This is a genomic window from Serratia sp. 3ACOL1 (assembly GCF_003668775.1).
Classification (GTDB): domain Bacteria; phylum Pseudomonadota; class Gammaproteobacteria; order Enterobacterales; family Enterobacteriaceae; genus Chania; species Chania fonticola.
The window spans coordinates 2,811,093-2,837,003 of sequence record NZ_CP033055.1 but is presented as its reverse complement, the minus strand read 5'-3'; the positions used below and the strand labels follow the sequence as shown (position 1 = coordinate 2,837,003).

Here is a 25,911-nt window from a genome sequence, read left to right as displayed (position 1 = left end):
GCTGATGGAGGGGGCCTCCGGTGCTAATTGGCCCGTTTCGCCTGCTGCAGCCACTTGTCCAACTCATTGGCAAACTGCTGGCGATCGCGCTGGTTGAGAGTGTTCGGCCCCCCGGTCTGGATCCCGCTGGAGCGCAGGGTATCCATAAAATCACGCATGTTCAGGCGTTCACGAATGGTGTCTGGCGTATAACGCTCACCGCGAGGATTCAGGGCGATAGCGCCTTTTTCTATCACTTCGGCGGCCAGCGGGATATCCGCGGTGATCACCAGATCGCCTTTTTCACAGCGGCGCACGATTTCGTTATCCGCCACGTCAAATCCTGCAGCAACCTGCAAGGTGCGGATAAATTTCGAAGGGGGCGTGCGCAAAGGCTGATTAGCCACCAGGGTGACAGGCATTGCCGCACGGTCTGCGGCACGGAACAGCACTTCTTTGATCACGTTTGGACAGGCGTCAGCATCGACCCAAATCTGCATTATTATTGCTCCTGTAGCCAGTCGCGTACTGGCAGAAAGTCACGGTATAGCGCGGCTTCCGGGCTGTCGGTTGCGGGCTGGAAGTTATATTCCCAACGCACCAAAGGCGGCATCGACATCAGGATCGATTCGGTGCGGCCCCCGGTTTGCAGGCCGAACAGCGTACCGCGATCCCACACCAGATTAAACTCGACATAGCGGCCACGGCGATACAGCTGAAACTGGCGTTGGTGGTCGCCCCAAGGCAGTGCTTTACGTCTTTCCACGATCGGCAGATAGGCCTCCAGGAAGCCTTCACCTACCGCCTGGGTAAACGCGAAGCAGCTTTCGAAATCCGGGGCATTCAGATCGTCAAAGAACAGGCCGCCGATACCGCGGGCTTCGTTACGGTGTTTGATAAAGAAATAGTCATCGCACCACTTTTTGTATTTCGGGTACACGTCGTCGCCGAAGGGGGCGCAGAGTTGAAGCGCTGTGCGGTGCCAGTGAACGGCGTCCTCGGTAAAGCCATAGAAGGGCGTTAGGTCAAAGCCGCCGCCAAACCACCAAACCGGCTCTTCGCCCGGTTTTTCCGCGATAAAGAAACGCACGTTGGCATGGCTGGTCGGTATATAGGGGCTGAGCGGATGGATCACCAGCGAAACGCCCATCGCCTGAAAGCTACGCCCGGCCAGCTCAGGGCGATGCGCAGTAGCAGAGGCGGGCAGCGTGGCACCGGAAACGTGGGAAAAGTTTACTCCGGCCTGTTCGAATACCGCACCGTTAGTCAGCACCCGGCTACGGCCACCGCCGCCTTCTTCACGCGTCCAGCGATCTTCCTTAAAATCGGCGCCGCCATCGGCCTGGACCAACTGCTCACAAATCTTGTCTTGCAACGCCAGCAGGAAGGATTTTACTGCGGCAATGGTGGGTAAACTCATACGGGTTTTCGCAATGGGTAACTGAACAGGGCGGCAAGTATACCTTCTCGCCCCGTATTTTGCAGGTCTAGCGCGGCTTACGTTGGTGAACGTCGTAATAGTGGAAGAAATTGATCACACCGTCTGCGATGGCGCGGGCAATTTTTTCGCGAAAGGCAGTGGTACCTAACAGGCGCTCCTCACCGGGGTTGGTGATAAACGAGGTTTCTACCAGCACCGAAGGAATAGAAGGGGACTTTAATACGGCAAATGCCGCCTGTTCGGTGCTTTCGCTATGCAGGTGGTGAACCGGGCGGATCTGGCCCAGCACGTGGCGGCCCAGGGTCAGGCTGTTGTTGATGGTGTCGGTTTGCACCAGATCGAATAACACCTGCTGTAGATAGTTGTCCTGTTCTTTGTATTTGCCCCCCGCGACGTCATCGGCGGCGTTTTCCTTATTGGAGAGATAACGTGCCATCGCGCTACTGGCTCCGCGGTTGGAAAGGGCAAACACTGAGGCACCGGATGCATCCGGGCTGGTAAATCCATCGGCATGGATCGAGATAAACAGATCGGCCTGGTGCTGGTGGGCGATCTCCACGCGCTGGAACAGCGGGATAAACTCATCCTCCTCCCGGGTCAGGCGGGCTTCAACGTGCTCGTGCTCATGCAAAAAACGCCGCACATGGTTGGCAATTTCCAGCACCACGTGTTTTTCCTGTGAACCTTCATGGCCCACGGCACCAGAGTCGATACCGCCGTGGCCGGGATCGATCATCACCACTCTTTTGCTGCCCGTGTCCTTAGGCAGCGGTTTGCTGTGCGGTTTTGGTTGCAGCATATTGGCCTGGGTGGCTGAGGTTTTGCCCCCGAGCAGGGCCAGAGCCAGGCCGGAGAGCAGCAGTTGGCGGCGGGTCGATGAAGCGGTGAGAGGGCTGAAATTGAGGTAGGTTTTGCTCTGTTTTTTCATCACGCGCGGCTCCAACTCGATCAATCTATTTCGCGACGTTATAGCGTATTGATCCCCATTAATCGACTTGATAACTATTGCCATTTATTACCTGGCAAAACGCTGCAGCTTGAAAGACTGTGGGTATCAGTTAATAATTACGCAATAATCAGAAAAAAGTTCAATTAACAGTAGCGAGCAACGATGGAAATTCGCGTATTTCGGCAAGACGACTTTGAAGAAGTCATCACCCTGTGGGAGCGTTGCGACCTGTTACGGCCATGGAACGATCCCGAGATGGATATTGAACGCAAACTGAACCACGATCCGGATCTGTTTTTGGTAGCGGAAGTGGGCGGTGAGGTGGTTGGCTCGGTGATGGGCGGTTACGACGGCCACCGTGGCTCGGCGTATTACCTGGGCGTTCACCCAGACTATCGCGGGCGCGGCATTGCCAATGCGTTGATTAATCGGCTGGAGAAAAAGCTGATTGCGCGCGGCTGTCCGAAAATTCAGCTGATGGTGCGTGAAGACAACGACACCGTGATCGAAATGTATGAAAAGCTCGGCTACGAAATTCAGGCGATCACCAGCCTGGGTAAACGCCTGATCGAAGATCAAGAGTATTGATCGTCAGGGCGGTGGTTGCCACCGCCCCAAGCCCTGGTTTAAGGCAGTTTTTTGATGTTTTTCACATCGACTTCTACATTGTTCCAGTCCTTATCCACTTTCCCTTCCAACTGAACCTTGTCTTTTGGAGTGATGGTCTGGCCGTTCCAGCGCTTTCTGTCGATCTCTACCGTCAGCGTGCCGGTGGCGTCGCGGAAGGTGTAGGTGTCATCACCCACGCGCTGTTCGATATTGCCCTGCAACATCACCCAGGTATCATCGCTCAACGATTTGACCTTATCTACCGTGGTCAGCGTGGCGCTAGGGCCGGAGAAGCCACCTTGCGGGCTGGTTTGCGTTTGAGCCGGTGTCGCGTTGGGGTCGAGGAACCCGCCCTGTTGAGCTAGAACCGGTGCGCTGCATAATGCGATGAGTGTAATTAAAGCGATCTTTTTCATCTGGATCTTCCTTATCAGTGGTCTGAATGATTTCCCGTTAGCGGGACATAACCTGATTAAACCATAAGGATCTTAAGAGCTTCTTAAGCTGGAGATTGAAAATGGTGGTCACCGTCGCCATTTGCAAGGGTAATCATAACATCGGTAAGGAAAAGTTTTTGAAGGCGTCAACACACCGGTTTTCACCGGACGATTACGATCAGCACGGTATGTTACGGTTGCCGCTGTGGTTTTGGGGCGTACTGATCTTACAGGCTCGTACCTGGCTACTGTTTGTGATGGCGGGTACCTCACGCGATCAGGGTGCTGGCTTGTTACAGCTGTTCTATCCAGATACTCAGCGCTTTTGGTACGGTATTGCGCTTGGGCTGCCTGCGGCGCTGGCCTTTTTGATTGCTGGCCGCCGCCAGCATTGGCCACGTCTGTGGCGTAGTTGGCGTTGGGTACTGATAGTTTCGCTGGCGGCAGCGCTGCTCGGCTCGCTTTACAGCCTTTGGCAGCAAGACAGCAATGAACCTCCGCTGGATCTCCTGCTAGCGCTGCTGGATGTGCTGGCGATGGGATATCTTTTAATGAATAGGCGCTTGAAAGCCTGTTTTATCCCGCAGGATGAGGCGGGTTAATTGTTAAAAATTGCGGCACTTTTCCCAATTTACGCACTCCAACCTGGCAATTGATGGCGCAGCCACAGTGGTTATGAGAGGCTGCGTATCGCCGATGTCTTTGATGTTAAGGAGCTATGAATGAATATTCGCCCACTGTTGTTAGGGCTACCGCTGTTGTTGACCGGCTGTTCGACCATGTCAAACTTCTCCTGGTCCAGCCTGTCGCCGTTCAACTGGTTTGGCGGCAGCGTGGAGGTTAGCGCTAAAGGCGTCGGTGATGTGGGGGCCGGTACCCCCATGACGGAGGCGGCGATTGGCAAGGGGCTGAATAACAACTACCGCATGCGTGGCGGGATGGCGACCAACCAAGGGCAGATTGTTTCCTACTTCCAGGCATTGGACGGCGATGACGTGAAGCTGGTGATCACCGGGGAACCTAAAGGCCACGTGCAGCGCGTTGACGTGATGGACGCCAAGATTGCCACCGAATGGGGCAGCAAGCTGGGTACGCCGTTTAGCGAACTGTTCAGCAAGGCCTATGGTGCTTGTAAACCGGCCGAAGGTGAGGATGTTGGCAAGGTCGAGTGCGTGGCGCAGCAAAGCCGCAATGTCAGCTATATCTTCAGTGGCAAATGGGCTGGTCCACAGGATCTGATCCCACCGGACGATACTCTGCAGAGCTGGACGGTGAGCAAGATCGTCTGGCATGCCAAAGCACAATAATTCTCATTACGGGCGCACCTTGCGGTGTGCCTGCCTCGTTTGGCGTTAAATCCCTATTTTCTTTGCGTTCGGGCAAGGCAATCAGCCTGCTGTGCGTTATGATATTGCGCGTTTATAACAGGGTAACCTGTTACCCGATTCAGGTCTTGAGGAAATCAACATGACACAGGTTCAGAGCGGCATCCTGCTGGAACACTGCCGTTTTGGCATTTTTATGGAAGCGATGGTGCAGGGCGAATTCGTCGATCTGCGCCAAGGCTGCAAACAGTTTTGCCAGGTGCTCGGCGAGTTGCAGCAACAGTTTCCAGATGCCCATTTAGGTGCGGTTATCGCTTTTGGCTCCGACGTTTGGCATGACCTTTCCAATGGCCAGGGAGCCAAAGAGCTGAAGCCTTTCGCACCACTGGGCAAGGGGCTGGCACCGGCCACCCAACGCGATATGCTGATCCATATTCAATCTCTGCGTCATGACGTGAACTTCACCCTGGCGCAGGCCGCCCTGGCCGCGTTTGGTAACACCATTCGTATTGAAGAAGAAACGCACGGTTTCCGCTGGGTAGAGGAGCGCGATCTGAGCGGCTTTATCGACGGTACTGAAAACCCGCAGGGCGAACAACGCCCAGAGGTAGCGGTGATTGGCGCTGGTGAAGAAGACGAAGGTGGCAGCTACGTGCTGGTACAGCGTTATGAGCACAACCTGCGCCAGTGGCAGCGTTTCACCACCGAACAGCAGGAACAGATCATTGGCCGTACCAAACAAGACAGTGAAGAACTGCCGCCGGATCAACGGCCAGATACCTCGCACGTCAGCCGTGTCGATCTGAAAGAAGACGGCAAAGGGCTGAAAATTTTGCGCCAGAGCCTGCCTTATGGCACCGCCAGCGGCAAACATGGCCTGTATTTCATCGCCTATTGCGCGCGCCTGCACAACATCGAACAGCAGCTGTTAAGCATGTTCGGCGAGCTGGACGGCAAACACGACGCGATGCTGCGTTTCAGCCGCGCGGTGACCGGCAGCTACTACTTCGCACCTTCGCTGACGCGTCTGATGTCGCTTTGATGTAATTGGCTTTTATGTAGGGGTATAGCACGCTGTTAAACGGGTGCAGCATGCGGCGCCTCTACAATAAATTCATCAACATTGTCATTCTCTGGGCCAGTTCCTCTGGCTCCGGGCTTTCCCTCCCTCTGCGGTGAACCGCTCCCCTCCTGCCTTATAGCGTTTGATGCTTGAAAATCACTAAACGGTATATAAAAGCGTTACAGGTCTGCATCAAGTTATAAATACACTGGTCAATATCAGGGCATCAGCCCGGCGGTAAGACTCAGTGATAAGGTGCAGAATGAAACATTCCCGGGTTAAAAATACGCTGTTGAAAGGTTGGCTGGTGGCGGCATTGTTAGCCAGCGGTACGGCTTCGGCGGCAGAATTGCTCAACAGCTCTTATGACGTCTCCCGCGAACTGTTTGCCGCGCTGAACCCTGGCTTTGAAAAGCAGTGGGATCAGCAGCATCCGAACGACAAACTGACCATCAAACAGTCCCACGCCGGTTCTTCTAAACAGGCGTTGGCAATCCTGCAGGGTCTGCGTGCCGATGTGGTCACCTATAACCAGGTCAGTGACGTGCAAATCCTGCACGATCGCGGCCAACTGATCCCGGCAGATTGGCAGCAACGCCTGCCGAACAACAGTTCTCCATTCTATTCCACCATGGCATTCCTGGTGCGCAAGGACAACCCGAAAGGCATCCACACCTGGAGCGATCTGGTGCGTGATGACGTGAAGCTGGTATTCCCGAACCCGAAAACCTCCGGTAATGGTCGCTACACCTATCTGGCCGCCTGGGGCGCTGCCAGCCAGGCTGATGGCAACGATCAGGCCAAGACCCGTGAGTTCATGACCCGTTTGCTGAAAAACGTGGTGGTGTTTGATACCGGTGGCCGTGGTGCAACGACGACCTTTGTCGAACGTGGCCTGGGCGACGTGCTGATCAGCTTTGAATCCGAAGTGAACAATATCCGCAAGCAGTACGGCGCAGACAAGTATGAAGTGATCGTGCCGCCGGTCGATATTCTGGCGGAGTTCCCGGTGGCCTGGGTGGACAAAAACGTCGAGAAAAACGGCACCGAGCAGGTGGCCAAAGAGTACCTGAACTATCTCTATAGTCCGGCGGCCCAGAAACTGATCACCAGCTTCTATTATCGCGTTAATGACCCAGAGGTGATGGCGGCGGCCAAGAGCCAATTCCCTGAGACCAAGCTGTTCAGCGTGGAAGATCAGTTCGGCGGCTGGCCGCAGGTGATGAGTGCCCACTTTGCGACGGGCGGCGAATTGGACCAACTGTTAGCGGCAGGGCATAAGTAATGTTTTCAATGGCCAGCAAGCGGGTACTGCCTGGGTTTACTCTCAGTCTGGGAAGCAGCCTGCTTTTCACCTGCCTGATTTTGCTGTTGCCGCTCAGCGCGCTGGTGATGCAGTTGGCGCAAATGAGTCTGGCACAGTATTGGGAAGTGATCACCAATCCGCAGGTCGTGGCGGCCTATAAGGTGACGCTGCTGGCGGCCGGAGTCGCCAGCGTTTTCAATGCGGTGTTTGGCATGCTGATGGCCTGGATCCTCACTCGTTACCAGTTCCCTGGCCGTTCCTTGCTGGATGGCCTGATGGATTTACCGTTTGCATTGCCTACGGCGGTGGCCGGCCTGACCTTGGCGGGATTGTTTTCTACCACCGGTTGGTACGGACAATGGCTGGCTCATTTTGATATCAAGGTTTCCTTCACCTGGTTGGGGATTGCGGTGGCGATGGCCTTTACCAGCATTCCTTTCGTGGTACGCACGGTGCAACCGGTACTGGAAGAGTTGGGACCAGAATATGAAGAGGCCGCCGAAACGCTCGGGGCTACCCGTTGGCAGAGCTTCCGCCGCGTGGTCTTGCCAGAAGTTGCGCCAGCGCTGCTCGCCGGTACGGCGTTGTCGTTTACCCGCAGCCTGGGGGAATTTGGCGCGGTGATATTTATCGCTGGCAACATTGCCTGGAAAACCGAAGTGACCTCATTGATGATTTTTGTGCGCTTACAGGAGTTCGATTACCCGGCAGCCAGTGCGATTGCCTCGGTGATCCTGGCGGCATCACTGCTGCTGCTGTTTGCCATTAACACCTTGCAGAGCCGCTTTGGCCGCCGTATTGGAGGGCACTGATGGCTGATGTTACCGCCCTGAACGGCGCAGAGCGCCCACGCGTGAATTGGGGAAAATGGACGCTGATTACCATTGGCGCGCTGTTCTCCATCCTGCTGCTGGTCGTGCCGATGGTGATGATCTTTATCGAGGCATTTTCCTCTGGCGTGGGTGCCGTGTGGCATAACCTGTCGGACCCGGACATGCTGCATGCCATTTGGTTGACGGTGCTGGTGGCGTTGATCACCGTGCCGGTCAACCTGGTGTTTGGTACTTTGCTGGCCTGGCTGGTGACGCGCTTTACCTTCCCAGGCCGCCAACTGCTGCTGACGCTGTTCGACATGCCTTTTGCGGTGTCGCCGGTGGTGGCGGGGCTGCTGTATCTGCTGTTTTACGGCACCAACGGCCCTATCGGTGGCTGGCTGGATGCCCATGACATTCAACTGATGTTCGCCTGGCCGGGCATGGTGCTGGTGACGATATTCGTGACCTGCCCATTTGTGGTCCGTGAACTGGTGCCGCTGATGATGAGCCAGGGCAGCCAGGAAGACGAGGCCGCGGTGCTGTTGGGCGCTTCCGGTTGGCAGATGTTCCGCCGCGTTACCTTACCGAACATCCGCTGGGCATTGCTGTATGGCGTGGTACTGACCAACGCCCGCGCGATTGGCGAGTTTGGTGCGGTATCGGTGGTGTCCGGCTCTATTCGTGGCGAAACCTATACCTTGCCACTGCAAGTGGAATTACTGCATCAGGATTACAACACCGCCGGGGCGTTTACCGCTGCGGCACTGTTGACCCTGATGGCGATAGTCACCCTATTTCTGAAAAGCGGACTGCAATGGCGCCTGGCGCGTCAGGATGCGCGTCTCGAGCGGGAGGAAAATCATGAGCATTGAGATTAACGGTATCAACAAGTCTTTTGGCCGTACCAAGGTATTGAACGATATCTCGCTCGATATTCCTTCCGGTGAGATGGTGGCGCTGTTAGGCCCATCCGGTTCGGGCAAGACCACCTTGCTGCGGATTATCGCCGGGTTGGAAAGCCAGAGCAGCGGTAAGCTGGGTTTCCACGGCACCGACGTCAGCCGCGTGCATGCTCGCGATCGCCGCGTCGGCTTCGTGTTCCAACACTATGCGCTGTTCCGTCATATGACGGTTTTCGACAATATCGCCTTTGGCCTGAGCGTGCTGCCACGTCGCGAACGTCCGAATGCGGCGGCGATCAAACAAAAAGTGGAGCAGTTGCTGGAGATGGTGCAGTTGGGTCATCTGGCTAACCGCTACCCTTCACAGCTTTCCGGCGGCCAGAAGCAACGTGTCGCCTTGGCGCGCGCGCTGGCGGTGGAGCCCCAGATCCTGCTGCTGGACGAGCCGTTTGGTGCGCTGGATGCTCAGGTGCGTAAAGAGCTGCGCCGCTGGCTGCGTCAACTGCATGAGGAACTGAAGTTCACCAGCGTGTTCGTCACTCACGATCAGGAAGAAGCGATGGAAGTCGCCGATCGCATCGTGGTGATGAGCCAGGGGAATATCGAGCAGGTAGGTTCACCGACCGAGATCATGCGTGAACCCGCCACCCGCTTCGTGCTGGAGTTTATGGGCGAAGTTAACCGCCTGAACGGTGAAATCCGCGGTTCACAGCTGTTTGTGGGCGCTCACCAATGGCCGCTGTCGTTCCAGCCAATGCATCAAGGCAGCGTCGATCTGTTCCTGCGCCCGTGGGAAATGGAGATCGGCACCGATTGCAGCGCCCGATGCCCATTACCGGTGCAGGTGTTGGAAGTCAGCCCGCGTGGCCACTTCTGGCAGTTGACCGTGCAGCCGATTGGCTGGCATCAGGAGCCTATCAGCGTGATTATGTCGGAAGGCCATGCCGCACCGGCGCGCGGGGACCGTTACTACGTTGGCAGCCTGAATGCTCGCCTTTACGCCGGTGAACAACTGTTACAACCGGTTGCGTTAGCTAAAAGCGCCTGATAATTTCTAACCATTCCCATTTAAGGCAACCCAGGGTTGCCTTTTTACATTATACGTAGGCAATGATTGTGACCACGCTGGAACAATGCATCGGTAATACACCGTTAGTAAAACTACAACGACTGGCCGAAGGGCTGGACAGTGAAATCTGGCTCAAGCTGGAGGGCAACAATCCGGCGGGGTCGGTCAAGGATCGGGCCGCGTTGGGGATGATCCAGCAGGCGGAACTGCGTGGTGAAATTCAGCCGGGCGATACGCTGATCGAGGCCACCAGTGGCAATACCGGCATCGCGCTGGCGATGATTTGTGCAATGAAAGGCTACACGCTGAAGCTGCTGATGCCGGAAAACATGAGTATGGAACGCCAGGCAGCGATGCGAGCTTATGGTGCCGAACTGATCCTGGTCAGCCGTGAGCAGGGGATGGAAGGGGCGCGTGACCTGGCGCTGGAGATGCAGCAGCAGGGGCAGGGCAAGGTGTTGGATCAGTTCAACAATCTGGATAATCCCTACGCGCACTTCACCACCACCGGCCCGGAAATCTGGCAGCAGACCGCTGGCCGTATCACCCATTTCGTCTCCAGCATGGGCACTACCGGCACCATTACCGGTGTTGGTGGCTATCTGAAAAGCCAAAATCCGCAGGTGAATATCATCGGCTTACAGCCCGCTGAAGGCAGCAGCATTCCAGGAATCCGCCGTTGGGCACCGGCTTATCTGCCGGGTATTTTCCGCCCGGAGCTGGTGGATCAGGTGTTGGATATGGCACAAAGCGAAGCCGAACAGACCATGCGCCAACTGGCGCAGCGGGAAGGTATTTTCTGTGGTGTCAGCTCTGGTGGTGCCGTAGCCGGTGCATTGCGCGTCGCTGCAGCTAACCCTGGCAGCGTCATCGTCGCCATTGTCTGTGACCGCGGTGACCGCTACCTGTCCACAGGCGTATTTTCGTAGCCGAGCGTTCATCGGTGGTGGGATGCAAACCCCGCCACCGGTTTTCTAATCGTGGCCTCGTTAGCCACCCGACCTTTATTGTTGTTACGACTCTCTCCTCCCATTCCCCCATGCCAACAACTCGATATTCCGCCAGCGTTCGCATATTGTGTAAGGATTAGGTAAAACCGGCTGCGTAGGGCGTCAATAGACGCGAAAATGGCGGCAAATCAGCGAAGGAGTGGGCATGAAAATTTTATTGGTCGATGACGATCTGGAACTTGGCACCATGCTGAGCGAATACCTGACGGCTGAAGGATTCAACGCGTCCCTGGTGCTGACCGGCAAGGCCGGAGTAGACGGTGCGCTTTCTGGCGAGTATGTTGCGATGATCCTAGACATCATGCTGCCGGACATGAGCGGTATCGACGTGCTGCGCGAGGTACGTAAAAAGAGCCGCTTGCCGATCATCATGTTGACGGCCAAGGGTGACAATATTGACCGGGTGATCGGGCTGGAGATGGGCGCCGACGACTATGTGCCCAAACCTTGTTACCCACGCGAACTGGTGGCACGCCTGCGTGCGGTGCTGCGCCGGTTTGAAGAACAGCCGGAAGCGGTGGATAAAGTTTCTGTCCTGAGCTTTAACGAATTGACCCTCAACCCGTCCACCCGTAGCAGTGCGTGGCAGGGCAAAACATTCGACCTCACCGCCTCAGAGTTCAACTTGCTGGAGTTACTGCTGCGTTCGCCTGAACGAGTGGTGTCGAAGGATGAACTGTCAGAGAAAGGTCTGGGGCGGCCACGTGAGGCTTACGATCGCAGCGTGGACGTGCATATCAGCAATATCCGCCAGAAGCTGGGTGCGCTAACCGATAACCGACTGAGCATTGAAACCGTGCGCAGTATCGGTTACCGCATTAGGTAATGCCGATGCGCGGAAGACTGTTCTGGAAAATACTGCTCGGTTTCTGGCTGACGTTTATCATCATGACCCAGGCGCTGTGGGTGACGTTTACCTTTTATGGTAATCGCCATGAAGTCCCGGAAAACAGCATGACCTGGCGTATCGCTAATCTGCAACTGACCTCTGCGGCCTCGGTGTTGCGCAGCAGTGGGATGCCCGCGCTGAACGCAATGGTTGCCAAGTGGCCTGAAACCGAACGCCGCTTCTTAAGCGTGACACCAGCCTTTAAGCCATCGGCTGATGAGTCTGTCTCCGACCGACCCGCGAAAATGATGGTGGAATGGGTAACAGGTGCAGATAACCAGAGTTACCTGTTGAGCTACGATCTGGAAGGACTGCGTGCCGAATATCGGCCACCCAAGCGCTGGCGCCTGCTGAACATTCCGGAGCCAATGGTGTGGGTCGGTGGGCTGGGGGGCTTGCTGTTCAGCGCCATGTTGGCCTGGAACCTGACGCGCCCGATGCGCCAGCTGCGTGCTGGTTTTGAGCGGGTAGCGCAGGGTGATCTGGCGGTGAGGCTGTTCCCGGCGATGCGGCGGCGGCATGACGAGCTTTCTGAGGTGGCGCGTGACTTTGACAGCATGGCGGAGCGGCTGGAGGTGCTGGTCAGCGCCCGTGAGCAATTGCTGCATGATGTCTCCCATGAGTTGCGTTCGCCATTGGCCCGCTTGCAGCTAGCGATCGGCCTGGGGCGGCAAAATCCGGAGAACGTGGAGAACTCGTTGCAGCGTATCGAGCACGAAGCCGGGCGGCTGGACAAGATGATTGGCGAATTGCTGGCGCTGTCGCGTACCGAGAACAACGGCCTGTCGGATGATGAAGAGTATTTCGATCTCTATGGGCTGGTGGAGGCGGTGGTTAACGATGCGCGCTACGAGGCGCAAATCCCCGGCGTAGAGATCGTGTTGCAGGCCAGTTCCGACGAGGAATACACCGTAAAAGGTAATGCCGAATTGATGCGCCGGGCGGTTGAGAACATTGTGCGCAATGCCTTGCGCTTTTCCAGCCATGGCCAGCGGGTGACCGTGGTATTGACGCGTATCGACCAGTTATTCCAGATCCAGGTCAGCGATCAGGGGCCGGGCGTGGAGGAGTCGAAGCTGTCCAGCATCTTTGATCCTTTCGTCCGGGTAAAATCGGCGATGTCTGGCAAGGGCTATGGCCTGGGTTTGGCTATCACGCGCAAAGTGGTGCTGGCCCACGGTGGGCAGGTTGAAGCACACAATGGAGAACAGGGCGGCCTGGTGATCACGCTGCGGGTACCACGCTGGAGCTAAAGGTTACAGATAAAATAACGACTGCTGAAAACCTCTCTCTGGACTCACAACGGGGCGCTGTACTGGTTGGTTTTCGCATCGTAGATGTGAGACTACTGACAAATTTGCTCCAAGCTCACTTGTAGGGGCGCAGCACATGCAGCGCCCCTACGGAGTGAGCTAGGTGTTGATTTGACAGCAACCTGAGGCGGTTTGATTTTAACGATAATGCTGCTTATCCAGATCGTACTTTTTCATCCGCAGGTAGAGCTTCTTACGCGGGATCTGTAAATACTCGGACACCTCGTTAATCCGCCCCTGATGCAGGTTCAATGCCTCGGTAATGATCTGGCGCTCATAGTCTTCGATACGCTGATCCAGCGGCGCGGGATCGGATCCGTGCAACAGCGGGTTGGCGGTCTCTGCCAGTGGCATCACCCCGACGGCAAACAGCTCTGCGGCATTGGCCAGTTCGCGCACGTTATTTGGCCATACCCTTTTTACCAAACGTTTGATCAGCTCGGCTGGCAGATCCGGCAATGGATGGTTAAGGCGCAGGCATGCTTGCTCCAGGTAGTGGTGGAATAACGGCTCTATATCGTCGGGGCGCAGAGAAAGCGGCAGGCAGGCGATTTGGGTCATGGCAAAGCAGTAATAGAAATCGGGCAGGAGGGTATGCCCGGCGGCCAGTTCCACCAACGGTGAAGTCCCAATGCCGATCAGCCGGAAGGGCAGCGGGTCTTGCCCCTGGAGCTGGATCAGCCGCGCCTGCTGGGTGATAGACAAGTGTTCGAGGTGGCGTAAAATCAGTGTCCCGCCGCTTACCTGCTCAATCCATTGTTCTAACGGTGCTTCGCCGCCCGGGGTTAATTCACCCACGATCAACGGCTGTTCGCTGCGATGGCTCATGCGGTGTAAATAGCGGGCTGCCAAAGTCCTGCCGACCCCTAACTCCCCTTGCAGGTAAACTGCCAAATCGGTTTCGGCTACCTGCTGCAAACGCACCCGTAGCTGCTTTACCCACTCACTACGGCCAATCAGATTGCTCTGCAGTTGTTCTTGCTGCCAACGACGACGGGCAATGTAAGAACGTCTCTGGGCCAGCGCGGTAGCGACCTGTTCGAGTAGCTGGGCCGGGTTGACCGGTTTTTGCAGGAAGTCCCAGGCCCCTTTTTTCACTGCTTCAACCGCCATCGGCACATCGCCGTGGCCAGTGATCAACAACACCGGCAAACAGGCATCGTGAGCGAGCAGTAGCGCCATCAGCTCAATCCCGGAACAGCCAGGCATACAGACATCGCTGATAACGATCCCTGGCCACTCCTCACCGAGCATTTCCTGTGCCTTAAGCGGGTTATTACAGGCCTGGACCTGATAGCCTGCCTGGTTAAGCAGCATGGTATAGGCATCAAGGACGTCGGCATCGTCGTCGATTAACAGAATTTGCGCTTGTTGGCTTAGCATGGTTGATCCACCGGTTGAAACTGTAAAACGACGCAGGCGTTTTGCGTCAGCGTAGAGGCCAGATGCAGGCTACCGCCCATTTGCTGCATCAGCGAAAGCGAGATGGACAGGCCAATCCCCAAGCCTACCGATTTGCTGGTGGTGAAAGGTTTGAGTAACGATTCAGCGCGCGCCAGCGGCCAGCCAGGGCCATTATCCCACAGCATGATCTGCCAACCTGACGCTTGGCGTTGCCAGCTTATCTGCAATAGCGGCCGCTCCTGGCAAGCATCCAGCGCGTTGCTCATCAGATTGACCAACACCTGCTGAATGCGCACCTCGTCACCTAACACGTTTGGCGCACCTTCCGGTAGCCGCAGTTCCCCCTGCAACGGTTGGTGGCGAAGAGCCAGCAACTCCCAGGCGGCAAGTAATGACTGGCGCAAATCAACGGGCTGAGAGGGGCTATCCTGTTCCGTTCGCCGGGTAAATTGCCGCAGCATACGGATGATGGCATCCATGCGGCCAATCAGACCATCGGCCTTGGTCAGGGCCAGCGTGGCCGCCTCGGGCTGTTGTTTCTCCACCGCATGGCGAGCGGTAAACAGGTACATCGACAGGGCGTTGAGCGGTTGGTTGATTTCATGGGCCAGGGTGGTCATGGTCTGCCCAACCACGGCCAGTTTGGCGGCCTGCACCAGCTCATCCTGTGTAGCACGCAAATGCAGCTCAATGCCCTTACGCTCGGTGATCTCCTGCTCCAGCCGGGATTTTTGCTGGTTCAACTGGCCTAGGGTCCGCCGCAACAGGCGGGCGATGCGGCCCAGTTCATCGCCACCGTAAACCGGGATCGCTGCGTTGGTTTCCCCAAGGCCGATGCGTACCACCACCTGGTTGAGCTGGGTAAAACGCTTGACCAGGCGGGAACGGATAAAGTAGTGATTGAGCAAATACACCAATAACATCGCCAGCAGGGTGGCGATCACAATTAGCCTGCCGCTGACGCGGATGATCTGCTCCAGGCGATGGTTAAAGGTCTGCATCTGCTGGTGGCTGTTACTCAGTTGCGATTCCAGCTGTGTGCGAAAGCGGGCAAGCGTCGCCTCCTTGGCTTGGGTAGCCAACGTAAGTGCCCGTTGCGCCTGATGATAGTTTTTCATCGCTGCGGGCATACTGTTATCGGCGATGCCGGTCTCCAGCAGTTCGTCTATGGTTTGACGTAGCGTGATGGTGCTGGGATGAGCCTGCAACCCCTGCATACTTTCGTTGGCCGTTTTTTGCAGATAGGCGAGGTAACGTACATGCTCGGCAACCGAAGTAGGTTCTTCACTGCCAGATTGCAGCTCGTTGAGGCGATCGCGTAAAGCATCGGCGATCTGGTTCTCAATGCGTGCCAGGGCATAGACTTGCTGCTGCTCACTTTGCACCTCGCGCAGACTGGCTTGCAAGCGGGGGAGTACCTGGCCAGAGCCTGTCTCCATCTGATCGAGCAATGCCCCCTGTTGCCAACTGAAATCCTGCACCAGCGAATTCAGCTCGGTGGTGAAGTCATCATGTAACCAACTGATGCGCGCGGCGATCTCATTGACCTTTTCCCTGGCGATAAACATGTTGTACAGCGCGTTGTCCAATCGGCCCAACAGTTGGCGGCTTTCTGCCAGCGTCGCCTGAATTTGCTGACGTTCAGGGTTATCCAACTGCATGCTGGCCTGCTCGATTTGCTCCAAATGACCGACGATCTGATTTCTTAACTGCAGGCGGGCATTGGTATTGGCGGCCTGCAAAAACTCATTGAGCTGATCGACCAGCGTGTTCAGATTGCTTTCGATCACGAACGAAGATTGGATACGCGGAAAGTAATCATCCAACGCATAGCGGACCTGCGAGCTTTGCTCATGCCAGGAGTACAGGCTGACCCCGCTGACGGTAAGCGTCAGCAGCGCGCCGGTAAGAAACGCTCCCCGCAGACAGGCGCTGATGGTCAGGCGTTTGAAGAAGCGCGGCAATAAACGGCTCATTTTAACTCTTCCAGCGCCTTGATGGCCTTTCTTTGCTGCTGCTGAAAGAACAGTTGCCATTCCATGACCTGCTGCTCGCTCTCGCTACGTGCCGCAAACTGTTTAAGGTACTGCGGATCTTCGCTTTGGGCCTGGGTGACAGGAATGGCGGTCAACAACGCGCGGATCTCCGGCAAGGGCCGTTTGAGGCGGCTTTCAGCGCCATGCAACGCTTTCCAGGCGTCCTTGAGCTGAGACAGGCGGAAGCTGATGGCCGTATCAAACAGCTTTTGTACCAGGCGCTGACGTTGCAGGATCAGCGAGTCATTCAGCGGCGGCCGCTGTAACAGCTTTTGCTGCTGCGCGAAACGTGGGCTGTCTGCCGGCAGCGGAACCACCGGGTATTTTCCCGTGCTGGTATCGGCCAGGACCCGCTGCCCCTGCGGGCTGAGTAGGAACTGAATAAAGCGCCGGGCCTCGGCGGGATAATGGCTATTGCTCGTCACGGCAATATAGGTGGGGGAGGCCGCGGCCTGAGGGAAATAATGGAAGGCCAGATGCGGATCGTCGAGCAGCAGATTGGCGTAGTTATCGATAATCGGCCCGACGGACCCCAGGCCGCTTTTGACTTTATCCGCCACGCCAAAGCTGCGCGAAGAGATGGTGATCAGGTTACCGGCTGCCGATAACATCGTTTGCCAGCCAGATTGCCACCCCCGCTGTTGCAACAGCGACTCCACCATCAGGTGGCTGGTATCCGAGCGGGAAGGGCTGCTCATCAGCAGGGCCCCCTGGTAGCGGGCATCGGTCAGATCGTCCCAATCGTCTGGCAGCGGCAGCCGTTTCTCTGCCAGATTGGTGCGGTTGATCAGCAGGCCAAAACCCGAAATGGCCACCGCCACGGCGGTATTGCGGATAGGCTCAGGCACTAGCCGCTGTGATTGTTCCGGAGCACCCTCATAGTTTGCCAGGCGCTGATGCTGTTGCAGGTGCTGGAGCAGCATGGGGGAGGAGGTCAGCACCAGATCGACGTTGTCACTGCCGGTGCTATCGAGCAGTTGTTCCAGGGAGGCGCTGGTGCGGTTCAGCGTGCGGATGACCACCGACTGGGGCTGGCCTTGCCAACGGCTGATGAGATAGGCGGTTGCCTCTGGTGAAAAGGTGGTGGCCATCACCAGTTCATTTCTTTTAGCCCCGGCGACACTGGATAACAGCCAGCAGGCCATTGCCGTAAAAATGAGCGTTGCACGCATAATAAAACTCTCCCTCGACCTCATCGTTTGTGATCTTATTCATAAAATCGCAATAACGATAAAAATAACCCGCAAAACATTTGGGACAAAAATATTTTTCGTCAACCAATAGGATTTAGCCGGGGTTATAACGTTGATGAAGTCAGAATATTACCATTGATAGACTATCAATACTGTTAACACCTTCAAAAACATCACCACTTGTGGGCTGGCTTTGTGTGCAACCGCAGTGCTGTGGCACTCTAGCGCGTGGAGGTGAGCGAACTGGTTTTTGGTTAATAACGGTAATGTTAATTGATGGGTCAAAATTGGGCTTATTTGTTCTGGGTTTGAGTCAATTTTGACACATATTACGGGGCTTGTCTTATTAATGAATTAATTACACCATCCGCTGCGAGCGTTATTAATAAATAGCAGGCGCATCGAGCCAGTACAGATAAACCTCACAGGGGAATAACATGTTTTCATTATTAAAACCTAGCGCGGCGGCGAAGCGTGTTCCGCCAGAACAGGTGCAGGCAACCTACCAGCGTTATCGCATGCAAGCGTTACTGAGCGTCTTTTTGGGCTACCTGGCCTATTACATCGTGCGTAACAACTTCACCCTTTCGACGCCCTACCTGAAAGAGCATCTGGATCTGAGTGCGACGCAGATCGGCATGTTGAGCAGTTGCATGCTGATTGCCTACGGCATCAGCAAAGGGGTGATGAGCAGCCTGGCCGATAAGGCCAATCCCAAAGTGTTTATGGCCTGTGGCCTGGTGCTGTGTGCCATCGTCAACGTCGGTTTGGGGTTCAGCACCGCCTTCTGGATCTTTGCCGCATTGGTGGTGTTTAACGGCCTGTTCCAGGGGATGGGCGTAGGCCCTTCGTTCATTACCATCGCCAACTGGTTCCCACGTCGTGAGCGCGGCTGCGTTGGCGCATTTTGGAATATATCCCACAATATCGGCGGCGGGGTGGTGGCCCCCATCGTCGGCGTGGCCTTTGCGGTGTTGGGCAGTGAACACTGGCAGAGCGCCAGCTATATCGTCCCTGCGGGCGTGGCGGTGCTGTTTGCGCTGGTGGTCCTGTGGCTGGGTAAAGGCTCGCCGCGCAGTGAAGGTCTGCCTGCCTTGGAACAAATGATGCCGGAAGAAACCGTCAGGATGACAACCGGTGTGCAGGAGCAGGCACCGGAAAATATGAGCGCCTTTCAGATCTTCTGTACCTATGTCCTGCGTAATAAAAATGCCTGGTACGTGTCGCTGGTAGACGTATTTGTCTACATGGTGCGCTTTGGCATGATCAGTTGGCTGCCTATCTACCTGCTGACCGAAAAGCATTTCTCCAAAGAGCAGATGAGCATCGCGTTTCTGTTCTTCGAATGGGCGGCGATCCCGTCAACACTGTTGGCTGGGTGGCTGTCGGATAAGCTGTTCAAGGGACGCCGTATGCCGCTGGCGATGATCTGCATGGTGATGATTTTCATCTGTCTGATTGGTTACTGGAAGAGTGACTCGCTGTTAATGGTCACCATCTTTGCCGCGATCGTCGGTTGCCTGATCTATGTGCCACAGTTCCTGGCTTCGGTACAGACGATGGAGATCGTTCCCAGCTTTGCTGTCGGCTCTGCCGTTGGCCTGCGTGGCTTTATGAGCTATATCTTTGGGGCCACGCTGGGCACCAGCCTGTTTGGCGTGATGGTCGATAACATGGGATGGCATGGCGGCTTTTATCTGCTGATGGGCGGCGTGGTGTGCTGCATCTTGTTCTGCTATCTGTCACATCGTGGCGTATTGGCCTTGGAGCGTGAAAGACAGCAACAGGAGCTACAAGCGGAGCCGCTGGTAGCACAGTAGGGCTTAGAAGTCCTGGATAAAAAAATGGCGCCGATAAAGGCGCCATTTTTACGATCGAACCGCGATTACTTCTTGATGCGGATGATCGGGGTCTCGCCAACGGTGACGCTGCCGGACAGTTTGATCAGCTCTTTGATCTCGTCCATGTTGGAGATAACCACCGGAGTCAGGGTAGACTTGGCTTTCTCTTCCAGCAGGGCCAGATTGAACTCGATAATCACATCGCCTTTCTTGACGCGCTGACCTTCTTCCGCGATGCGTTTGAAGCCTTCGCCTTTCAGTTCAACGGTGTCGATACCAAAGTGCACGAACAGCTCAATGCCGCTATCAGATTCGATAGAGAACGCATGGTTGGTTTCGAAAATTTTACCGATAGTGCCGTCAACCGGAGCAACCATTTTGTTGCCTGCAGGTTTGATAGCAATGCCGTCGCCAACGATCTTCTCGGCGAATACGACGTCCGGTACATCTTCGATATTGACGATTTCGCCAGAAAGTGGAGCGACGATCTCGATAGTGCCCATGTCTTTCTTGTCATCAGAAACCAGAGACTTCAGTTTATCGAACAAACCCATGATCTTCTCCTAAGCATTAAATTGGGCGGCGTTCCAGTGTCGTGGAATTTTAGCAGAGCGTTTTTTCTTCGATGAACTTATTGACGCAGTTCATCAAATCCTGTGCCGTTGGTTGTTCCAAGGCCTGCGCTGCCAATGCCTTCACATCTTCGAAATTGGTATTACGAATAATTTTCTTGATGCGCGGGATTGCAATCGCACTCATGCTGAACTCATCCAGCCCCATGCCCAAAAGCAACAGTGTAGCACGCTCATCGCCAGCCAGCTCGCCGCACATACCGGTCCACTTGCCTTCTGCGTGAGATGCATCAATAACCTGTTTGATCAGGCCAAGCACTGATGGGGACATCGGGTTATAGAGATGAGAAATCAGCTCGTTGCCGCGATCTACTGCCAGAGTATACTGGGTTAAATCGTTTGTCCCAATACTAAAGAAGTCGACTTCTTTCGCCAGGTGGCGAGCAATCACTGCCGCGGCCGGTGTTTCCACCATTACGCCCACTTCAATGCTCTCGTCAAAGGCTTTGCCTTCTTCACGCAGCTGCGCTTTCAGCGTTTCCAGCTCGCCCTTCAGATCGCGCACTTCTTCCACCGAGATGATCATCGGGAACATGATGCGCAGTTTACCGAAAGCAGAAGCACGCAGGATGGCGCGCAGCTGAGCGTGCAGGATTTCCCGGCGGTCCATCGCGATACGGATCGCGCGCCAGCCCAGGAACGGGTTCTCTTCTTTTGGCAGGTTCATGTACGGCAGGTCTTTATCGCCGCCGATGTCCATGGTACGGACGATGACTGCCTGTGAGCCCATGGCTTCCGCAACGGCCTTGTAAGCTGAGAACTGCTCGTCTTCGGTTGGCAGTGAGTCGCGGTCCATGAACAGGAATTCGGTACGATACAGGCCGACACCTTCGGCGCCATTGCGCTCTGCACCGGCGACGTCGCGCACGGTACCGATGTTGGCACAGACTTCAACCTGATGCCCGTCCAGCGTGATCGCCGGCAGGTCTTTCAGCTTGGCCAGATCGTTTTTCTCGGTGACGTATTGGGTATGAACCGCTTTCAGCTGTTCAATCACCTCGGTCGTCGGGTTGACGTAAATCTTGTTGTTAACCGCATCCAGGATCAGGTAATCGCCGTTTTTTACCTGGGTGGTCACGTCGCTGGTGCCAACGATAGCAGGCAGTTCCAGGGAGCGAGCCATGATCGAGGTGTGGGAAGTACGGCCACCCAGATCGGTGATGAAGCCCAGCACTTTGTCCAGGTTCAACTGTGCGGTTTCTGACGGTGTCAGGTCCTTCGCGACCAGTATCACCTCATCCTGAATGGCGGTCAGATCGACAATCGCCAGGCCCAGGATGTTTTGCAGCAGACGCTTACCGATATCACGCACGTCCGCCGCGCGCTCTTTCAGGTATTCGTCGTCTAATTCTTCCAGCGCTTTCGCCTGGCCTTCGATCACGGTGTAGGCTGCCGCATCGGCAGACGCCAGATCGTCTTTGATGAGGGCTATGATTTCCTGCTCAAGCTCTTCGTCTTCCAACAGCATGATGTGGCCTTCGAAGATCGCTTCTTTTTCTTCGCCGAAGGTCTCGCCTGCCTTGGTTTTGATTACTTCCAGCTGTTCAGACGCTTTGGCGCGGCCTGCCAGAAAACGTGAGATTTCCTGCTCTACATGGTCTGCAGAGATTTTTTTCCGGTTGATGACAATTTCATCTTCCTTCAGCAAGAGAGCCTTACCAAAAGCGATACCCGGTGATACTAAAATGCCTGAAATCATAACCCTACCTTACTCTTGACTGGTGTTAACTAAAAAGACGGGCCGATTACTCAAGCTCTGCCATCAGTTTTACCAAGTGCTCAACGGCTTTCTGCTCGTCTTCACCAACGGCTTCGATGGTGACTACTGTTCCTTGGGTCAGGCCCAGAGTTTGCAGCTTAAACAGGCTTTTGGCGCTAGCGCTCTTGCCGTTGGAAGTCACGGTGATGTCAGACGTGAAGCCTTTGGCTTCTTTTACGAACTGAGCGGCAGGGCGAGTGTGCAGACCATTCGGAGCGGTGATAGTCACTTCTTGCTGGAACATTGATGTTTCCCCAACTTATCGGATTTAAGGTTGTGGAGCTAAAGTTTAGCCTAACGGCGTGATTTTAGCTTGTCTGGTTAGCGCCTGACTATGGTACAGGGGCGAGCGTTGATGCAACATAAAACGACGCTTTAAGCATTTCAGATCAAAAAATCCGAGCATCTGGCGTTGTTTCAATCAGCTCCCCATTATGCCGTGTTTTTCGCTGGAGCAACAAATGAGTAAATCGATTCAGCTCAAACAATGGCAGGAAGGTGATTAATTTTGCGCATCGAAATAATTGACCGGTTAAATACTAAAGCCAGCGGCGAAAATCAATCGTTGAGTGGTGTAAACTTTGATCCAGTCCACAAAAAAAGCACCTGAATAGGTGCTTTTTTAGCTATTTGTGCACTGTTTGCGCTATTGCTGCAGTTCCTGTTCGGTGAACAGATCGGCAAACAAAGCGGTGCTCAAGTAGCGCTCACCTGAAGAAGGCAGAATAACCACAATTGTCTTGTCGGTAAAGTCGGCTTCTTCGGAAAGTTTGACGGCGGCCGCCACGGCGGCACCGGAAGAAATCCCGGCCAGGATGCCTTCTTCTTCCATCAGGCGGCGTGCCATGCTGATGGCTTCGTCGTTGGTGATCTGCTCGACGCGGTCAACCAGGTTCAGATCCAGGTTGCCAGGAATGAAACCTGCACCGATGCCCTGGATTTTATGCGGGCCGGGTTTGATTTCCTGGCCTGCCAACGCCTGGCTGATGACCGGTGAGTCGGTTGGTTCAACCGCCACTGTGGTGATAGCCTTGCCCTTGGTGTTCTTGATAAAGCGGCTGACGCCGGTCAGTGTACCGCCAGTGCCGACGCCCGCGATAAAGACATCGACTTCGCCATCGGTATCTTCCCAGATTTCCGGGCCGGTGGTTTGTTCGTGGATTTCCGGGTTGGCCGGGTTGCTGAACTGTTGCAGCAGGATGTAGCGGTTCGGATCGGTGGCCACAATCTCTTCGGCCTTGGCGATCGCCCCTTTCATGCCTTTTGCACCTTCGGTCAGCACCAGATTGGCACCCAGCGCCTTGAGCAGTTTACGACGTTCGATGCTCATGGTTTCCGGCATGGTCAGCGTGAGCTTGTAACCTCGCGCCGCGGCGACAAACGCCAGGGCGATACCGGTGTTGCCGCTGGTTGGCTCCACCAGCTCTTTGCCTGCGCTCAGAATGCCACGTTTTTCGGCATCCCAAATCATATTGGCACCGATGCGGCATTTGACGCTGAAGCTCGGGTTGCGAGATTCAACCTTGGCGAGAATGCGTCCGTTGCCGATACGGTTCAGACGAACCAGCGGCGTATGGCCGATTGTTAATGAGTTGTCTTGGTAAATCTTGCTCATGGCCCGTCCTTATAACTCTATGAAATGTAGGGAACATCGAAAGCATACGCTAACGGTCTCGGCAGGGAAGTAAAGAATTGGTATATAGATATGTTATTAGAGAATAAGTTTTATACCCGTCGTCTTTCAAGCTGTAGCGTTGTTACCTGCACAGTTACTCGGCCCATCCTTGGACCTCACCCCTACGGGGCCGCCGTGTACAGCGTTCAAATCTGTTCCCGACAGATTTGTCCCACCCCAGTCACTTATTGAACATAAGCTCCTGGGGATGAGATAGCTTGGCGCCTAGCTACAGCTTGAAATCCATAGGGTAATCTCATCATCAGGATGGGCGCACGAAGCGCCCTCAAATAAAACCGTTAGTGACGAACAAACTGTGCACGATAACGGTCGACCCACATCGCCGTGGCACCGCAGACTGCCACCGGCAGGATCACCAGATTGAGGATGGGGATCATGGTGAACAGGCTCACCAACGCGCCAAACTGCAGATTATCGGTTTTGTGCTGGCGCAACGCCTGGCGCATCTCGGCGAAGCTGACCTTGTGGTTATCAAACGGATAATCGCAGTATTGAATGGCCAACATCCAGGCGCTGAACAGGAACCACAACACTGGTGCCAACGTTTGGCCAATGCCCGGTATAAAGTAGAGCAACAGCAGGCCCAGCGCGCGTGGCAGGTAATACATCAGCTTGCGCCATTCACGGGACATGATGCGCGGCAGATCTTTGACCACGCCGAGCATACCGGTATCCGGCAGCGGTTTGCCGGTCAGGCTGCCTTCGAGCTGTTCCGCCAGCAGCCCGCAAAACGGGGCGGCGATCAGGTTGGTGATGGTGCTGAACAGGTAACTGAACACCAACAGCACGGAAATGACCGCCATCGGCCAGAGTAAATAACTTAGCCACTGTAGCCAGCTTGGCACATGGCTCATCATGCTCGGGATCCAGTCGCCCAGTTGGCTGAACAGCCACCAGAAGGCAGAGCCCATCAGCAGCACGTTCACCAGTAACGGCAGGACGACGTAGCGTTTAATACCCGGGCGCGAAATCAGGCGCCATCCTTGGGCAAAATAATGGAAGCCGTTGGTGGACCCAACAGGGGGAGGCACATAGGACATATCTTAAGATTTTCTCTTTGGCTAAACAGGCTAAGCTATCATATAGGGTTGATTTTCCACTGGCTAGAGCCACATTGGCTGAAAAAACAGCAAAAAAATGCCGAATAATCATCTTTATTGGCATAAAGTTCAGCACGGACTTGCACTTGTGCCTGTGGGCAAATAGAGTTAAAGAGTGAATGTTTGCCGCGGTGGCAATGTCTTGGAACAACAGAGATAGCAATGATGCAGGATTTGCGTCTGATATTAATCGTTGTTGGCGCGATCGCCATAATAGCGTTGTTATTACATGGTCTTTGGACCAGCCGTAAGGAACGCTCGTCCCTTTTTCGCGATCGCCCAGCCAAACGCTCGAAAAATGAGCGTGAACCTACTCCACTTGATGATCCTGCTGAAAGCGTGGGAGAGGTACGTATCCGTGCCACTCGCGCAGAAGTTGAGGATGAGCCATCAATGGGCCATATCGATGTCGCACGCGAAGAGCCGGTGATTGCACCAAGGCCAGCTCCAGCAGCTCAACCTGCGCCTCGGCCAGCCCAGCCCGCGCCGCTCTCCCAGCGTCCGGATTACGATGACATCCTGCTGGATAACTATGCCCAGGACGAGGACGAAGAGCCGCAGCAACCTGTTGTGCGTCGTGAGCCGCGCGTTGACGATATGCCTCCGGCTACCGCTCCTGCGCCAGAGTCTGCCTTCCATCATGCAGAGCCTATGCGTGAACCGCAGCCAGCGCCGGAACCGTTGAAACCGGCAAAACTGCAGGAAACCGTATTGGTGCTGCACGTGGCAGCCCATCAAGGCGGTGTGATCGGGGGTGAAGTGTTGCTGCAGAGCGTACTGCAGGCGGGCTTCCAATTTGGTGAAATGGGTATCTTCCATCGCCATATCAGCCCGGCAGGCAGTGGCCCCGTGCTGTTCAGCCTGGCCAATATGGTCAAGCCTGGGTCATTCGATCCGGAAATGATGTCCGATTTCTCCACGCCGGGCGTATCGATGTTTATGATGGTGCCGTCTTACGGCGACGCCAATCAGAACTTCAAACTGATGCTGCAATCGGCACAACGTATTGCCGACGATGTGGGTGGCGTGGTGCTTGACGATGAGCGCCGCATGATGACCCCGCAAAAGCTGGAAACCTACAAAGCACGCATCCGCGAAGTGTTGGAAAACAACGCCTGACCGGTTGCCAGTGCACTGCATAAT

General features: G+C 55.3%; 25 protein-coding genes. 13 read left to right on the top strand and 12 right to left on the bottom strand.

All coding sequences use genetic code 11. The annotated features are described in order from the left end of the window. Positions 1–23: 23 nt before the first annotated feature. The 3 genes from D9980_RS12740 to amiA form a co-directional block, all read right to left on the bottom strand. Entirely contained in the window at positions 24–479 is a 456-nt protein-coding gene (locus D9980_RS12740; RefSeq protein WP_024527105.1) for a YaiI/YqxD family protein, read from the bottom strand. 2 nt (positions 480–481) lie between these two features. Continuing rightward, on the bottom strand, positions 482–1,399 hold the full coding sequence (gene hemF / locus D9980_RS12735) for an oxygen-dependent coproporphyrinogen oxidase (RefSeq protein ID WP_121607476.1): 918 nt from the start codon (positions 1,397–1,399) through the stop codon (positions 482–484). A gap of 67 nt (positions 1,400–1,466) precedes the next feature. Continuing rightward, positions 1,467–2,348, bottom strand: a complete 882-nt coding sequence (gene amiA / locus D9980_RS12730; RefSeq protein ID WP_121607475.1) for an N-acetylmuramoyl-L-alanine amidase AmiA — start codon at positions 2,346–2,348, stop codon at positions 1,467–1,469. Positions 2,349–2,531: 183 nt separating this feature from the next. Here amiA and D9980_RS12725 point away from each other — a divergent pair, with 183 nt between their 5' ends. Continuing rightward, entirely contained in the window at positions 2,532–2,957 is a 426-nt protein-coding gene (locus D9980_RS12725; RefSeq protein WP_024527108.1) for a GNAT family acetyltransferase, read from the top strand. 38 nt (positions 2,958–2,995) lie between these two features. On the opposite strand, the gene D9980_RS12720 is transcribed toward D9980_RS12725, so the two are convergent. Next, entirely contained in the window at positions 2,996–3,394 is a 399-nt protein-coding gene (locus D9980_RS12720) for a YgiW/YdeI family stress tolerance OB fold protein (RefSeq protein ID WP_121607474.1), read from the bottom strand. 158 nt (positions 3,395–3,552) lie between these two features. On the opposite strand from D9980_RS12720, the gene D9980_RS12715 reads away from it, so the two are divergent. From D9980_RS12715 to D9980_RS12670, 10 genes are all read left to right on the top strand, one after another. Continuing rightward, positions 3,553–4,017 (top strand): DUF2919 domain-containing protein, encoded by a 465-nt coding sequence (locus tag D9980_RS12715; protein ID WP_024484488.1) that lies wholly within the window; start codon positions 3,553–3,555, stop codon positions 4,015–4,017. A 120-nt stretch (positions 4,018–4,137) separates the two neighbouring features. Beyond that, entirely contained in the window at positions 4,138–4,722 is a 585-nt protein-coding gene (locus D9980_RS12710; protein WP_121607473.1) for an RpoE-regulated lipoprotein, read from the top strand. 160 nt (positions 4,723–4,882) lie between these two features. Then, positions 4,883–5,782, top strand: coding sequence for a Dyp-type peroxidase (locus D9980_RS12705; RefSeq protein ID WP_024484486.1), 900 nt, complete (start codon positions 4,883–4,885; stop codon positions 5,780–5,782). A 283-nt stretch (positions 5,783–6,065) separates the two neighbouring features. Next, on the top strand, positions 6,066–7,088 hold the full coding sequence (locus tag D9980_RS12700; RefSeq protein ID WP_121607472.1) for a sulfate ABC transporter substrate-binding protein: 1,023 nt from the start codon (positions 6,066–6,068) through the stop codon (positions 7,086–7,088). After that, positions 7,088–7,921: a sulfate/thiosulfate ABC transporter permease CysT gene (gene cysT / locus D9980_RS12695; RefSeq protein ID WP_021178700.1), complete on the top strand. Its 834-nt coding sequence runs from the start codon at positions 7,088–7,090 to the stop codon at positions 7,919–7,921. Before D9980_RS12700 ends, cysT begins: the two co-directional genes overlap by 1 nt. Continuing rightward, the gene (gene cysW / locus D9980_RS12690; RefSeq protein ID WP_121607471.1) at positions 7,921–8,796 is read left to right on the top strand and encodes a sulfate/thiosulfate ABC transporter permease CysW; all 876 of its coding nucleotides are present in this window, start codon (positions 7,921–7,923) and stop codon (positions 8,794–8,796) included. The genes cysT and cysW overlap by 1 nt, the downstream gene beginning before the upstream one ends. After that, positions 8,786–9,874, top strand: a complete 1,089-nt coding sequence (gene cysA, locus D9980_RS12685; protein ID WP_021178698.1) for a sulfate/thiosulfate ABC transporter ATP-binding protein CysA — start codon at positions 8,786–8,788, stop codon at positions 9,872–9,874. The genes cysW and cysA overlap by 11 nt, the downstream gene beginning before the upstream one ends. A gap of 68 nt (positions 9,875–9,942) precedes the next feature. Next, a complete protein-coding gene (gene cysM, locus D9980_RS12680) occupies positions 9,943–10,824 on the top strand; it encodes a cysteine synthase CysM (RefSeq protein ID WP_098931856.1) in 882 nt (293 codons plus the stop codon). A gap of 226 nt (positions 10,825–11,050) precedes the next feature. Next, complete coding sequence (locus D9980_RS12675) at positions 11,051–11,731, top strand: response regulator transcription factor (RefSeq protein WP_121607470.1); 681 nt, start codon at positions 11,051–11,053, stop codon at positions 11,729–11,731. Positions 11,732–11,736: 5 nt separating this feature from the next. Then, entirely contained in the window at positions 11,737–13,047 is a 1,311-nt protein-coding gene (locus D9980_RS12670; RefSeq protein ID WP_024484483.1) for an ATP-binding protein, read from the top strand. A 198-nt stretch (positions 13,048–13,245) separates the two neighbouring features. On the opposite strand, the gene D9980_RS12665 is transcribed toward D9980_RS12670, so the two are convergent. Genes D9980_RS12665 through D9980_RS12655 form a run of 3 tightly spaced genes read right to left on the bottom strand, consistent with a single transcriptional unit; the run spans position 13,246 to position 17,719 of the window. Continuing rightward, positions 13,246–14,490 carry a sigma-54 dependent transcriptional regulator gene (locus D9980_RS12665; RefSeq protein WP_121607469.1) on the bottom strand — a complete coding sequence of 415 codons (1,245 nt, stop codon included), beginning with the start codon at positions 14,488–14,490 and terminating at the stop codon, positions 13,246–13,248. After that, complete coding sequence (locus tag D9980_RS12660) at positions 14,484–16,487, bottom strand: ATP-binding protein (RefSeq protein ID WP_121607468.1); 2,004 nt, start codon at positions 16,485–16,487, stop codon at positions 14,484–14,486. The genes D9980_RS12665 and D9980_RS12660 overlap by 7 nt, the downstream gene beginning before the upstream one ends. Further along, a complete protein-coding gene (locus tag D9980_RS12655) occupies positions 16,484–17,719 on the bottom strand; it encodes an ABC transporter substrate-binding protein (protein WP_273543329.1) in 1,236 nt (411 codons plus the stop codon). The genes D9980_RS12660 and D9980_RS12655 overlap by 4 nt, the downstream gene beginning before the upstream one ends. 458 nt (positions 17,720–18,177) lie before the next feature. Between D9980_RS12655 and pgtP the strand changes: the two genes are divergently transcribed. Further along, entirely contained in the window at positions 18,178–19,560 is a 1,383-nt protein-coding gene (gene pgtP / locus D9980_RS12650) for a phosphoglycerate transporter PgtP (protein WP_121607467.1), read from the top strand. A gap of 65 nt (positions 19,561–19,625) precedes the next feature. On the opposite strand, the gene crr is transcribed toward pgtP, so the two are convergent. From crr to cysZ, 5 genes are all read right to left on the bottom strand, one after another. Next, positions 19,626–20,135 carry a PTS glucose transporter subunit IIA gene (gene crr, locus D9980_RS12645; RefSeq protein WP_021807057.1) on the bottom strand — a complete coding sequence of 170 codons (510 nt, stop codon included), beginning with the start codon at positions 20,133–20,135 and terminating at the stop codon, positions 19,626–19,628. A 49-nt stretch (positions 20,136–20,184) separates the two neighbouring features. Continuing rightward, entirely contained in the window at positions 20,185–21,912 is a 1,728-nt protein-coding gene (gene ptsI / locus D9980_RS12640) for a phosphoenolpyruvate-protein phosphotransferase PtsI (RefSeq protein ID WP_024484478.1), read from the bottom strand. Positions 21,913–21,958: 46 nt separating this feature from the next. After that, positions 21,959–22,216 (bottom strand): phosphocarrier protein Hpr, encoded by a 258-nt coding sequence (gene ptsH, locus D9980_RS12635; protein ID WP_024484477.1) that lies wholly within the window; start codon positions 22,214–22,216, stop codon positions 21,959–21,961. A 402-nt stretch (positions 22,217–22,618) separates the two neighbouring features. Then, entirely contained in the window at positions 22,619–23,587 is a 969-nt protein-coding gene (gene cysK / locus D9980_RS12630) for a cysteine synthase A (protein WP_046808395.1), read from the bottom strand. A gap of 359 nt (positions 23,588–23,946) precedes the next feature. After that, positions 23,947–24,708, bottom strand: a complete 762-nt coding sequence (cysZ, locus tag D9980_RS12625; RefSeq protein ID WP_021178686.1) for a sulfate transporter CysZ — start codon at positions 24,706–24,708, stop codon at positions 23,947–23,949. 222 nt (positions 24,709–24,930) lie between these two features. Between cysZ and zipA the strand changes: the two genes are divergently transcribed. After that, positions 24,931–25,887, top strand: coding sequence for a cell division protein ZipA (zipA, locus tag D9980_RS12620; protein ID WP_121607466.1), 957 nt, complete (start codon positions 24,931–24,933; stop codon positions 25,885–25,887). Positions 25,888–25,911 lie beyond the last annotated feature (24 nt).